This window comes from Rhizobium sullae, assembly GCF_025200715.1.
GTDB lineage: Bacteria > Pseudomonadota > Alphaproteobacteria > Rhizobiales > Rhizobiaceae > Rhizobium > Rhizobium sullae.
In genome coordinates, this window is sequence record NZ_CP104143.1 from 3,501,391 (window position 1) to 3,515,473 (window position 14,083).

7 protein-coding genes are annotated in these 14,083 nt (G+C 58.9%); 1 reads left to right on the plus strand and 6 read right to left on the minus strand.

The annotated features are described in order from the left end of the window. Window positions 1–131 precede the first annotated feature (131 nt). Window positions 132–470: a hypothetical protein gene (locus tag N2599_RS17520; protein WP_027512040.1), complete on the plus strand. Its 339-nt coding sequence runs from the start codon at window positions 132–134 to the stop codon at window positions 468–470. Window positions 471–620: 150 nt separating this feature from the next. Here N2599_RS17520 and N2599_RS17525 read toward each other — a convergent pair whose 3' ends face one another. The 6 genes from N2599_RS17525 to N2599_RS17545 all read right to left on the minus strand — a co-directional run bounded on the left by N2599_RS17525 (window position 621) and on the right by N2599_RS17545 (window position 13,882). After that, complete coding sequence (locus N2599_RS17525) at window positions 621–1,502, minus strand: transglutaminase-like domain-containing protein (RefSeq protein WP_027512039.1); 882 nt, start codon at window positions 1,500–1,502, stop codon at window positions 621–623. A 199-nt stretch (window positions 1,503–1,701) separates the two neighbouring features. Further along, the gene (locus N2599_RS37845) at window positions 1,702–1,812 is read right to left on the minus strand and encodes a transposase (protein ID WP_084606577.1); all 111 of its coding nucleotides are present in this window, start codon (window positions 1,810–1,812) and stop codon (window positions 1,702–1,704) included. A 289-nt stretch (window positions 1,813–2,101) separates the two neighbouring features. Beyond that, the gene (locus N2599_RS17530) at window positions 2,102–2,425 is read right to left on the minus strand and encodes a DUF6074 family protein (RefSeq protein ID WP_037142989.1); all 324 of its coding nucleotides are present in this window, start codon (window positions 2,423–2,425) and stop codon (window positions 2,102–2,104) included. 139 nt (window positions 2,426–2,564) lie between these two features. Next, a complete protein-coding gene (locus N2599_RS17535) occupies window positions 2,565–3,878 on the minus strand; it encodes an MFS transporter (RefSeq protein ID WP_027512037.1) in 1,314 nt (437 codons plus the stop codon). Between the two features lie 154 nt (window positions 3,879–4,032). After that, entirely contained in the window at window positions 4,033–5,268 is a 1,236-nt protein-coding gene (locus tag N2599_RS17540; RefSeq protein WP_027512036.1) for an OpgC family protein, read from the minus strand. Between the two features lie 97 nt (window positions 5,269–5,365). Then, window positions 5,366–13,882, minus strand: coding sequence for a glycoside hydrolase family 94 protein (locus N2599_RS17545; RefSeq protein ID WP_027512035.1), 8,517 nt, complete (start codon window positions 13,880–13,882; stop codon window positions 5,366–5,368). Window positions 13,883–14,083: the final 201 nt, after the last annotated feature.

Below are 14,083 nucleotides of genomic sequence, written 5' to 3' on the forward strand. Positions count from 1 at the left end.
GAAAAAGCCGGTGGTCGCCATCGCGCCAATTACGGCATAGTGTGTCCCACAACATTTGTGCGGCAACACGGGTGAACTCTGATGCGACGAGTGTAAGCTGACAAACCATCTGACACCACGAAGAGAACCCAGTGGCCCGATTTCTTGCCGTTTACACCATGAAGCCCGAAGACCTCGCCTCCTTTAGGAGCCTGCCCAAAGCCGAGCAGGACGCTATCGACGCCATCGGCCTGAAACAGTGGGCCGCCTGGGAAAACAGAAACGCCGCATCCATCCTTGATCGTGGTGGCATGGTGGGCAAGACGACGCGCATAACCAAGGACGGGGTCGCCAATGCCGTGAATCCTTTTTGCGGCTACCTTGTCGTCGAAGCGGAAACCGTCGACGCCGCAGCAAGGCTGTTCGAGGACCACCCGCACATCACCGTGTTTCCTGGTGACGGCGTAGATATCATGCCCTTTTTGACCTGAAGTCCTTCCGATCGGTATCGACCGCCAACGGTTACATCGTCTGAGGGCCGCAGAGCGGCAAACGGCTGCCTTGGGCATTTACCCCCAAACCTGACGACCGCTTTGCGGACGAATACGCCGACCGTGCCCTAAGGCAAGGCTCTTCCTCGATCAAGTCGACGCAACATCTTCGATCTGCTTGCGCGCGCCGTTGAATACCCGCGTCGGTACATGCAGCTTGTCATCCTGCTGGTAGAGTGTCCTGATCTCATCGAACCGTTCGTCGACTTCTTCCGTTAGCATGGCAAGATGGTCGAAGAGCATTGCGCGATCCGGGGATATGTCTTCATCGGGTCGCGGCATCAAGCCCCAATTGTCCCAAGGAAGCATCTCCATTTTATTGAGCGCGGCGAAATCCCTCACCAGGTTCATCGCGATAAACCAGAAGCCTCCCTCGTCGAAGATGCCAAAGGTTCCGGGATCGGCAGTGTGGGCACGGCACAGCCGCCAGGCTTCGCCAGCGGTTAGGAACTTTCCACGCGGCAGGTCGAGCGGATCGAAATCAAGCTTCAATTCGGAGCACTGGAGATCATCGATCTGAAAGTCTGCGGATACCCAATGTCGTCCGCTCCAGTATTCGGTGATCCAATGATCAACACCTTTACCAGGCTCAAAATACATCCCGAAGCCACAGCGGGCTCGCGCGGGGATCCCTTGAGCCCTCAGCGACGCACAGGCAAGAACAGCAAAGTGACGGCATACGCCAACCGCCCTCTGGCTGGGCGTTCGCGTTACAACGAGCGGGGCGGCATCGATTTCAATGATTGCATCGAGCATTCGTTGTGTAGATCGCAATTGTGATTGCGCTCGGCGCGCCGGCGTTAGCTCTTGGCCATACCGTTGCGCCCAGGCATCATGTATCAATATGCCGTGCAGAGCACTGGCGACCTCAGCAACTCCTGCTAACGCGCCAAGAGCTTCGGCATGCTGCCCTCCTGATGTCAGGGGGCCTGCCTGACTATAGAAATCCAACGAGTTTTGTAGTCCCTCCATGTCCCGCCTCCTTGAAGAACAAAAGATACATTGCTGCAAGACGGGTGAGAAGCTTGAACCCCGACATCGACAGCAGCTTCTTCAGAGCCTTCTCGATTTCTAACGCTGAGGAACCACCCCAATTGCCGGGCTTTCATTTCAAAGCACCTTTGCAATGCCGACGGGCTTCGCATTGGATCAACGATCATCGCTGCAAACTCTACCGGGTACTCGGGTGCGGGCAGAACCAACTGCCCTGCCGCGCCATTGTTCGCCAAGTGGACAGGTGGTTCGGCTTCAGGCCATGCCGCACTGCGACCTCATTCACCATCGCGCCGGGCCGAAGGCTCTCCGAAACGATCTGCCCCTAACCTCGTCCGGCCAGTGCCGGTGAACCTCACGTCGGACTTCCTGGTTGTGAGCACCTCCAATGTACTCTCCATGGAGAAACTCCCTTCGCTCGTCCATGGAAAGGCAATCACAGATTAAGGCGGGAAGGACAACGTGGGGCTGAAACAGCGCTGACGATGAATCGTAAATCGATACGGGCTCAGTACTTCAGACGAGACTCAAGGCTGATGCCGGTTACGGCTGCGGCAGAGGACAAGCGCTTTGTCGCATCAGAAGCGACGGCGCTGTCTGTCTTGCCTCGCGCGGCTTTCGGATAAAGCGCGCAACTGATGTCTCTCTACCAAGGCGGCTTGCACTGCAGCCTGGAAGGACAAGACGCGCTCCCGGATCTTCTCCTCGCGCAAGCCGCATCGCGCAAGTTCGTCCGCCAGCAGACGGCATTCCGCTTTCCAGAAGCCGACCGCCGGTTCTCCGTGCAGATCGTCGAGCGTCGCGGCGCAACGCTCGATATCCCCTGGCCGGGGGATGCTTGGAAATATCACGATTTCGCTTGCGGTCAGCGCGGCGAGAGGGGTGTCGAAAGAAGATGCCATCGAATCAATCCATGTTTCCATGAGACTGTTAGGCTCCGTTGGTTAACGTTTACCTTCTCCTGATGAGATCCCTGAACAGAACTCGAAAGCCAAAGCCCCAGCAGCCTTATATCTCTGCTGGGACTTCCGCTTGCGGTTATTAGGTATGCGCGCGCTGTTGCACAGCCCCGCTCTCTTCGGCGGAAATCTGCCCACGCGGCATCAGGCGCCCGACCACGAACACCAGCAGCGCGGCGGCAGCCAGGCATGCGGCAAGAAAAAACATCGGCGCAATCGTGCTTCCCGTACTGTCCTTGATCCAGGGCACGACGTTTTGGGCGACAAAACCGCCGAGATTGCCGACGGAGTTGATGGCGGCGAGCCCGGCCGCCGCGCCGGCACCTCTCAGAAAGCGTGACGGCAGGCTCCAGAAAACCGGTTGGCCGGCGAAGATGCCCGCTGCAGCGATGCAGAGAAATGCGAACTGGACGCCATGGTCCGGAATAACAGCCGAAAGGACAAGGCATATGGCACCCAGCAGGGCTGGAATGACGATATAAGGCGTCTTCGAGACTGCCCTGTCTGCCATCGACGGGACGATATAAAGAGCCACCGCCACCAGAACCCAGGGTATGATGTTTAGAAAGCCGTTGGCCGTGTTGCTGACGCCGAATTCCTTGACGATGGTGGGGAGCCAATAGCTGAGGCCGTAGGCTGCAAGGGGAAAGCCGACATAGCACAATGCCATCAGTAGCACCTTCGGGTTGATGAGCGCCTTGAAGCCGTTCTCGGCGTTCTTGTCCATGTCTGCATTTTCCACGTCAAGCCTGCGTTTCAGCCAGCTCTTCTCCGCATCGCTCAGGAAGTTTGCACTCTCCGGCCGATCCGAGAGGAAAAACAGAGTGACCACGCCTGCTATGACGGCGGGAATGCCCGTCGCGATGAATACCCATTGCCAGCCGGCAATTCCATAAAGCCCATCGAGATCGAGCAGCATTCCGCCGAGCGGTGCGCCGACAGCATTGGCAAGAGCACTGAAGATCATGAACAATCCGACCATCCTGCCGCGATAGGTGGACGGATACCAAAGTGTCAGCAGATAAAGGACGCCCGGAAAGAACCCGGCTTCGCAGGCGCCAAGAAGAAAGCGGAGAATGTAAAACATCGTCGCATTCTGCGTATAGGCCAGCGCGACGGTAACAGCGCCCCACGAGAGCAAAATACGCGCAAACCATTTGCTGGCGCCGTACCGCTCGAGCAGCAGATTGCTCGGGACTTCAAACAGAAAATAACCAATGAAAAAGAGCGAGGCGCCGAGGCCGTAGGCATATTCGCTCATGCCAAGCGCGCCGACCATTTCCAATTTGGCGAAGCTGACATTTTGGCGATCGATGTAGGCAATGAGATAAAGAATGCCTAGGAACGGCATGAGCCGCCACGTGATTTTGGAAATCAGTTGCTTTTCATCAACCATGAATTTCTCCTCGAGCAATTGCATCTGAGGCGGGTGTAGATAGAGCCGGCCCGCCATTGTCAATTGTCGACCGCAGGCTGGCGTTGCCCTCGGCCGATTGATCAAAACCGGCTGCCGGATCCGCCAGCCGGTTCTAATATCGCAAAGAAGTGGGCTATTTCCGGCCGTCCCGATAGAGCTTTGGGCCATCACCAACGCGTACGGCGACGGGAACGGAAGCGCTGCGAGCCATGGATCTGGCCTTCGCGCTCCCGTCGATGCGCTTGCGCTCGAGGTGGTAAGCATAAGCGAACTGACCCGAGATGCCTGCGACAACAAAGAGCGGACCGATCATCTGGTCGTGATTAGTAATGTAGAGCAGCACCTGACCCGCCATCGCGAGGATTGTTCCCGCGACGAAAATATTCAGCGAGTGGCGGCCGATGATGGTCAGTGGATGATCGGACGGACGGCGCAGGATACGAGATAGCACGGGAATGTTGATTATGAGGTAGCTGAGCGCCAGCACATGCAGCAGCCGCGGCAGTGACAGGAAAGTCTTGTCGAAACCGGTAAGGACAGGCGGCAAGCCAAGCGCCGCAAGCGAATTTCCGAGATCCCAAAGCTGACCGACCACCCACGCGAAGGACAGCGCCACATAGCTCGATGCGAGAATGAAAAGCGCCGGATGCTGAGGCAGCTTGCCGCCGCGCTTTACATGCATGATGCCGACAACGCCGATCGTGAACAAGAACTGCCACGAGAGCGGATTGAGGAACCAGTAGTCGGCGATGAGCATGTTGTGCGGCGCGATCTGATAGATGCCCGCAAGCAGCCACACAGCACCCGAAACACCGAGCGCCACCAGCGGATGGGCTGAGTGCAGAAGCAAGATGACTGGCACCATGAGCATCAGGGCGCCGTACATCGGCAGTATGTTGTTGTAGCCGATCTGGTGACCAAGCAGAAGCAGAGCGGGTATTCCATCGGTTAAGTTCATCAAGACGGCGAGGATATTGATTTCAACCAATAATCCCGGCCGGTGGAACAACCAGGCGCCGCAAATGAACAGCGCGAGCGTTATGAAGGTCGTAATCATATGGGCGAGATAGAGCGTGAAGGCACGCTTGATCGCCTTCCTCGCCGTGTCCAGCCGCTTCCCGACCTTGAAGCCGGAGCCGTAGGCGAGTCCGACCGCAATGCCCGAAACCAGCACAAAGGCTTCCGCAGCGTCGGAGAAGCCGAAATTCTTCGTCGTCACGTATTCGAATATCTGGCCGGGAACGTGATTGATGAAAATCGTAATGAGGGCAAGGCCGCGCAAAACATCGAGCCTCGTATCGCGCGCTGGCCGCGCTGCGGATTGGGACAAGCGCTCAGCGCCGATGGCGTTTTCCGGCGTAGCCGCCATGATGTCTCTCCTGTTTGACCTGCAAACGCAGTTGCAGCCAAAAAGTTTCACCTTTTGGCTGCAACGAATCGCCGGAGTGTGAGCGTGTAAAATGCTGCTATCCGACCGGATATCCCTCATGGGGATTGGCGACTTCGCTGCCGTTGATCTCCAAAGTGTAACCGTCCGGATGGGACGATTTTGAGACAGAAATGCGATATTTCACACCTGAGTGTTCGATCTCTGCCGAAAAGCCGTCCCAACCACTCGGCAGCGCCGGGCGAACAAAAAGCTTTCCGTTTTTCAAACGGATACCGAGAATCCCCTCGACTGCGGCACGATAGAGCCAGCCCGCGGAACCCGTATACCACGTCCAGCCGCCGCGGCCCTTTAACGCACCTTCGCCGTAGACGTCGGCAGCGACGGTGTAGGGCTCGACTCGATAGTGCTCGGCCGATGCCTTGTCGCGCGCATGGGTGATCGGGTTCAGGAGTTCGAAACAGGCCATCGCTTCGTCACCCCGGTTGAGCTGAGCAAGCGCCATGACCACCCAAGTGGCTGCATGCGTATACTGGCCGCCATTCTCGCGAACGCCCGGAGGATAGGCCTTGATATAACCCGGATCCCTGACCGACGTAGCAAACGGCGGGGTAAACAGGCGGATGATCCGTGCTTCCTTATCCACGAGGCGGTTCAGAAGCGCGTCCATGGCCTTGACCGCGTGATCCGGATCGCCTTCGCCGGAAAGCACGCTCCAGGATTGCGCGATCGAATCAATTTGGCATTCCAGGCTTTCCTTCGAACCGAGCAGGCTACCGTCGTCGAATGTGCCTCGGCGATAATAACCGCCATCCCAGCCGGCGGTTTCGAGCGCCTTCTTCAATTCGACGAGATGTTTCGTCCAGCGCTCGACGCGGGCGGTGTCGCCCCGCTCTTCCGCAAAAGGCGTGAAGGACCGCAGCGCGCCGGCCAGGAACCAGCCGAGCCAGACGCTCGTGCCTTGGCCATGGATACCGACCCGGTTCATGCCGTCGTTCCAGTCGCCCCCCATGATCAGCGGCAGGCCATTGGCCCCCTTGCGCTTGATCGCAAGATCGAGCGCCAATGCCGCATGCTCGTAGATGCTGACCTTGTCGTCCGAGACTTCCGGACGATAGAAGGAGTCGTGCTGGCCTTCGAGCAGCGCCGGCCCTTCAAGGAAAGGAAGTTCCTCGTCGAGCACGCTCTTGTCGCCTGTTGTGGTGCAGTAGTGGTGGATCGCATAGGCAAGCCAGACCACGTCATCCGAGATCAGTGTGCGGACACCCGCGCCAGTTCCCGGCAGCCACCAATGCTGGACATCGCCCTCGCGGAACTGCCTCGAGGCAGCGTTGACGATCTGGTTGCGCGCGAGCGACGGTTCCTGAAGCACGAAAGCCAGCGTATCCTGCAACTGGTCGCGGAAGCCGAAAGCGCCGCTTGCCTGATAGAAGGCAGACCGCGCCATGATGCGGCAGCCGAGGCTCTGATAGGGCAGCCAGGCATTGACGAGATTGTTCATCGCCTGGTTCGGCGTCGAAATCTGAACCTTGCCGGTAAAGCTCTGCCAGAAATCGCGGTTTGCCTGAACGGTGTCCTCAACGGAGGTCTTGCGGATCTCGGCGATCAAGGTTTGGGCCTCTTCCCTCGATGCCGTGTCGCCCAGGAAGAAGGTGACGTCACGCTCTTCCCCGGCGCCGATTTCGATATCGATTGCGAGCGCCGCTGCCGGATCGCCGTCAAGTTCCGTGGCGCCGGAAAGTGCAACGGATGGCTTGAGCGCCTGAGGAGCTTGGATCGTACCTGCCTTGCCGATGAACTCGCGCCTGCTTGTTGTGAAGCTGGACGGCTTCACGCTGGCAGCAAAGAAGGACACGCGGTTCGAGAAGTCGATACTGTACTGGTTGGCGGCAAGGAGTGCGCCGGTTTCCTCATCATTCGATGAGAGTATGAAAGGCACCGAGCGCTGTGCATTATTACCGAGAACCCATTCGACATAGCCATAGAGCCGCAGCTTGCGCGCCGTAGTGCCCATGTTGCGCAACCGGACGCGCTGCAGCTTGACCGGCCTCTGGCGATCGACCGTCTGCGTCACTTCCAGCGCGATGTCGTTCTGCTCGCTGGAGAAGACGGAGTAGCCGAGACCATGGCGTGCCTCGAAGCGGACATCGCTCCGCTGCGAAAGCCCAGCAAAGGGCGTCATCAGCGCGCCGGTTTCCAGATCGGTGACGTAAATCGCCTCGCCTGAGCGGTTGACGACGGCATCATTCGACCACGAGGTCAGCTGGTAGTCGCGCGAGTTGACGCTCCAGGTGAAACCCGCGCCTTCCGCAGACACGTGGAAGCCGAACTTGTCGTTCGAGATCACGTTGATCCAGGGCTGCGGCGTCGCCGTGCCGCCGGCAAGGCGGACGACATATTCGCGGCCGTCGCGTGCAAATCCACCGAATCCGTTCCAGAAGTCGAGATCGCCTTCTTCCTCGATCGCAAGCGCCGGCGGCTTGGGCTTCACGACGCGCGCCACGCGCTTGACCGGAGTCTTACGCTGCTCGCGTTCCATTTCCTGCACTTCGTCCTTGGAAGGCGCAGAAAGGGCGATGGCGCGGTTGATCTGATCGACAACCTTGCCGTTCTTCGCATGGAAGGTGACCCGCGAAGTGGCCATCAGTGCATGATAGGTCGCCTCCTCCATCAAATCCTTCCGGACGGCAAAGATATGCTGCCGAAGACCATCGGCCTGGCCGATGCGGCGCACGTTTTCGCACATCTGGTCGACCGCGTGCTGCATATCCTGCGCATAGGAGGATGCACGTTCATTCATGATGACAAGATCGGCCGTCACGCCACGCGAGCGCAGATATTCCTCCGCCAGCAATGCCTCGCGAACGATGTCAAGATCCATGTCGTCATCGATCCGCAACATGAAGATCGGGAAGTCGCCGGAGATCGCGAGCGGCCACAGCGACGATTGCGAGTGCATGCCAGCCCGAACTACCGCGGCATCGGCGCGCAAATCCATGTCCGGATAGACCAGATGCCGGCCGAGATACTGAAAGGCGGCGGCCTGCTGCGACGTCACGCCCACATGGCGCATCTGTACCTGCGTACGTGTCCAGGCCTGCACGAGCTCATGGTTGAAGGCATCGGCGTGGCGATAGCGCGCGACGGCCTTATCCACTTCGTCGCGGCTGGGGGCGACGATGGTCCAGAAGATCACGCTGACCTTCTTGCCGGCCGGTACACGCACCGTGCGGCGAAGGGAAAGAATCGGATCGAGCGTAAAGCCGTCGGTGCCCGAAAGGGTCGCTCCGGGATCGAAAGCTGCGGCATCCGCGAGACTGCGGCCGCGGCCGATGAACTTGCGGCGATCGGTCTCGAATTCCGTCTGGCGTGAAGGACCGGCACTATCAACGATCAGATGGGCAATGCTCATGTTCGGTTCGCCCGGATCGCGTTTGTTGCGCTCGGCACGGATGGCGTCGCCGCGTTTGCCGAATTCCGTCTTCACGAACATGCGCGCGAATGCCGGATGGGCATTGTCCGTATCGTCGGTCGTGATCACGGGTTCCAGATAGGAGGTAACTTCGATGAAGCGGTCTTCCGATCCCATATTCACAAGCGTCAGCCTGCGGCCTTCTGCATCGTGTTCAGTCGCAACAATGCATTCCAATTCGCTGCTGAGGTCGCCAACGACCTTGGTGAATTCCGCTTTTTCGTCGGCGAAAAGCACATTGACCTTTTCACCTTCGACACTTTTCGGTTCGGCCGTCGCGGACCACCATTCGTTGGTCGCCGTATCACGCAGGAAGATGAAGCTCCCCCAGCGGTCTTCCGTCGGGTCTGCCTTCCAGCGGGTAACGGCCTGGCCGTTCCAGCGCGCATAGCCGGCACCGGTCGCCGTCAGCATCATCGAATAGTGACCGTTGGACAGGAACACGAGTTCGCGGTCGCGCGAAAGTGGATCGGCGATCTTGCGAAGTTCCGGCCGCAACAGGTCTTCCTGGATGCTGGCGGGCGTATCCGATTCGTGCTTGCCGCTCATGACGGGGATGTCGCGCGGCGCCTTTTCCTGCAGCAGCAATTCGGCGGCTTCGATCACCGGATCGGAATGGAAGAGTTCGCGCAGATGCCCGTTAAAGGCGACGTTGGCGACAGCCGCGATCGACATGCCGTGATGGTGCGCATAGTAGTTATAGACAACTGCGCATTTCTTGCCTTCCGGCACGCGGGTCGGCGTGAAGTCGACGGCGTCATGGAATCCGAACTTGCCGAGCGCACCAAGCTTACGCAGGCGCTGCAGATTTTCGAGTGCCGACCGCGGGTCGTATTGGCTGGCGAGAATCGAGGCATAGGGCGCGATGACGGCATTGTGGCCGAGGCCGCGCTTCAGGCCGAGCGTAGGCACGCCGAAGTTCGTATATTGATAGTTGAGGTTATGGTCGCGAGCATTGAAGGCCGCTTCCGAAATGCCCCACGGAATACCGAGCTTGCGTCCGTAGTTCATCTGCTCGACCACGACCAGATTGTTGGTCTGATTGAGAATACCCCCGCCGCGCTCCTGCATGACGAGCGGCGGCATCAGATATTCGAACATCGAGCCGGACCAAGAGACCAGAGCGCCGCGTGGACCAACCGGCACGACTTGGCGGCCGAGGCGATACCAGTGCTCCGTCGGCAGGTCGCCCTTCGCGATGCCGAAGAGGCTGGTGAGACGGCATTCCGACGCCAGGAGGTCGTAGCAGGCCTGATCGAGTTCGCCGCTTTCGACACGATAGCCGATCGAGAGAAGACGGCGTTCCGGACGGAAGAGGAAGCTGAAGTCCATCGAAAAGGCGAGATCGCGGGCCTTGTCGCGAAGCGCAATCAGGCGCGGGCGCAACGCGTCGATATTCGAAAGGTCGAATGTGCTGTCGGAAATATGCGCTTCGCAAACTCTGACGAGCGACTCCGCCCAACGCGTTAGTTCGCCGCTAAGCGCCGATTTCACCTCGTGATCGAGGTTTGCCGCAAGTTTCTGGATGTCGCGCGCAAGAACTGCAAGATTGATGACGCGGATCGAAGCGAACTCATGCTCGCGCTTGACTGCTGCGAGCGCGTTCTGGAAGCCGACAATCCGTTCTTCCAGACGGCGGCGAAGCGGACGGACGGTCTTGCGATCATCCGGAAGGTCGGCGAGCACTTCGCGGAGAATACCGGCGGTATCGCCGACCCCGTCGAGATTGCCCTGCATATGCGCCGAAGGCGCCTCGGCCCAGTTGCGGCAGGCAGACGAAATTGCGATCAGGTGACCGGCGAGATTGCCGCTGTCGACAGCGGAAACATATCGCGGCCCAAGCGTCTGCAGCGTGTCGGTGTGGTACCAGTTGAAGAGGTGCCCACGGTACTTCTCCATCTTGTCGATGGTGGCGATCGTCTGCTCCAGCCGCTCGATCGTTTCCTCGAAGGAAAACCAGCCGAACTGGCGGCCGGAAACGACCGAGAGTAGATACACACCGATATTGGTCGGCGAGGTACGGCTCGCGACGATGACGTGCGGCGTTTCCTGAATATTATCTGGCGGCAGGTAGTTCTGTTCCGCCGTGGTGAAGGTCTCAAAATAACGCCAGGTGCGGCGCGCGATCTTTCTAAGCTCGCTCGATACCGAATCGGCGACTTCCAACCGGTCTTCGGTTTCTGCTGACTGGCTAACATACCAGGCAACGAGTGGTGAAAGGATCCACAACAGGGAAAACGGAATGCCGACGAGAAATGCGTTGTCGCCGGGAAGTGCCGCAAAACCGAGTGCGAGCAGCGCAAGCACCGGAGCGTGCCACATGGCGCTGTAGTAGGAGAGGATTGTTCCCTGCCCGCCCGCCTGAACGCTGGCGGCGGTACGCCATTGCAGCATCAGTTTATGGCTGACGAGAAGACGATAGAGCGAACGGCCGATCGCATCGGCCATCATGCAAGCGGTATCGGCAATGAAGACGATACGAAGGGCCACTTGGGCGTTCGCAGCGCGGATATCCGACCAGACGGTATAGAGATGTGCCCGTGCGACGATATCGCTGGTGCGCGGGATGATGCCGTGGATGAGCGACAGCGTCGGCGCAACGAACAGGCAGAAGATCAGGAGTATCTGCCATACGAGTGCGCCAAGCGGGCCCATGAAATACCAGCCGAGCACGGAAGCGAAAAACCAGGCGATCGGCGTCAGCGACCGGCGCAGATTATCGAACATCTTCCAGCGCCCGAGAGCGGTGACGCCGTATTTCGGATTGAACATATATGGCAGAAGCTGCCAGTCGCCACGTGCCCAGCGATGCTGGCGTGACGTCTCGACTTCGTAGCGGATCGGGAAGTCTTCGACGAGCTCCAGATCGGTGACAAGCGCGCAACGCGCCATCGAGCCTTCGAGAAGGTCGTGGCTCAACACCGAATTCTCATCGATACGGCCCCTGAGCGAAGTCTCAAAAGCATCGACATGGTAAAGGCCCTTCCCGGTGAACGTGCCTTCGCCCGCGAGGTCTTGGTAGACATCGGAAACGGTGAAGACATAAGGGTCGAGACCGCGATTGATGGAGAAGACGCGCTGGAAGACCGAGGCGTCCTTTCCAGTCGTCAGCGACGGGGTCACGCGCGGCTGCAACACGCCATAGCCGCTTTCGACGCGGCCGCTCTTCGGATTGATCACCGGACGGTTGATCGGATGGTAGAGCTTGCCGACAAGCTTGGTCACGGCATCGCGCATCAGGCGCGTGTCGGAATCGAGCGTCATCACATATTGAACGCCAGCCGGAGCAATATTGGCACCCGGCAGATAAGTCGTGTCGCTGTCGCCGCGCAAAAGCATGTTCAGCTCATGCAGCTTGCCGCGCTTGCGCTCCCAGCCCATCCATACACCCTCAGACGGGTTGTAGAGGCGGCGGCGATGCAGGAGATAGAAGCGCGTTTTGCCGTCATAGGCGTAACGTGCCGAAAGATTGGCGATTTCGCGCCTGGCGTAGTCTAGCACTTCGAGATCGTTTGCCGTCTCCTCGACGTCGCTGTCCGGCCAGTCGCTCAGCAGCGCGAAATAAATTTCGCCGCGGGGATTAGCGAGATAGTGAACCTCAAGATTGCGAACCAGGTCATCGACGCTGTCGCGGTTCGAAATCAGACATGGCACGACAAGCAGCGTGCGCGCATCCTCCGGAATGCCTTCCTTGAACTCGTAGCCGACAAGCCGCGACGGCGTCACGAAGAAGGACAGCAAGGTATTGAAAAGACCTGTTGCTCCCTCCGATGCCGGAAGAGAGAACATGATCAGCAATATGGCGATTTCCAGCGTGCCCATGCCGGCATTGGCCATGAGCCGCCCGACGATCGCCATCGCGATGATCGTAAGCAGCATGACGGGAACAGCAATCGACAGCCAATTGAACTTGCGGACAGTTCGGACAAAATGCTGGACGAGGGTCGGGCGATAATTGGCACGTTCCTCAAGCTTCGGCCTATGCGTGCCGGCAAGATAGCCGCCGACGTTCGGCTCATGCGGTTGCGGCTCCTCCGACGCCCTCGCCTGGCTAGTCATGTCGAGAGCAAGCTGCGCGACTTCCATTTCCGTCAGCGGTGAGCGCTTGGCGAGCTTTTCGATCTGCTTGCGGTATTTGTTGCGTGATCCCGAATCGAGGATGCCGTAATCGGAATTCTCCCAGAGCAGCTTGTCGACATGGCTGACCTGCTCGACCCAGACCGACCATTCCGCGTCATCGATCTCGCGAAGGCTCCGGATGATGTTGCCCATCGTGACATTGCCGGAGGACAGGCGGCTATGCTCCGCCATCGTCGCTTCTTCGGTATCACGGCCGAGCATTTCCAGACGCTCGTCGAGCCAGGCGATCGCAAGGCTAGATGCCTGCGAACCGTCGCGCATGCGATAGAGGAACTGCGTCGAGAAGGTATTGTCCTCGGCAAGCGGCTCCAGCGTTCTCAGATATTCCGCAGCCTTCGCCGGATCGTCCAAACGCACGAGTTCATCGGCCGCCTCGTTCGCACGGCGGCGGATGCGCCGGCTACGCTCAACGCGGCTGGAAATACGGCGGAGGTTTTCGACGAGAACATAGCGGACGAGGGATGGGACAGCCCAGAGCTCACCGATGCGCAGCGTCTCGCCCAACTGGAAGCCATCGACAAGCGCCGTCAGACTTTCCTGTGAAACGGTGCTGTGGGTGTGAGCGACATAGAGCCAGGCGAGCACCAGCGTGCGCGGTACCTGCACGCCATCGACATCGATGGTCGGCAGTTCGCGATAGAAGCGCCGCGGGAAGTCGCGGCGGACCTCCTGAATTGCCTCTTCGACGATATAGTGGTTATCGAGAAGCCATTCGGCGGCAGGCGTGATTGTCTCGCCCGCTTCTACGTCGGCCGCGGTCGTGCGGTACACGCGTAGGATTTCCTTCTCGTTCTCCTTATGCCGTGCAAAAAAATCGAAGGCGGTGAAGGCCGGCAGCGAATCGACGCCTTTGCGGGCGACCAATTCACCCATCGCCTTGATGTCTTCGATCGACAGGTAGGTCGAGCGGATCGAGTCGTTGTGATCGATGTGCTTGACTTCGGATTCGCGCGATGGGCTTGGAGACGGAATGGAAATTGTCATGGGTTCGGTTCTGGATCCAAACTAAGTTATGGTGATTTTGCCTAGCCTTTTGCACCGGCAATTATGACTGCGACATGAACGGCCAAGGGCCTTTGCAGGAAGATGCGAAAGCCGCAGATTTTCGATACGAAACGGTTTAGGCCTGATTTATGGCACGATTCTGCCGGTCATAGCTGCCATTTGCCTCCACCCCGAAGAACC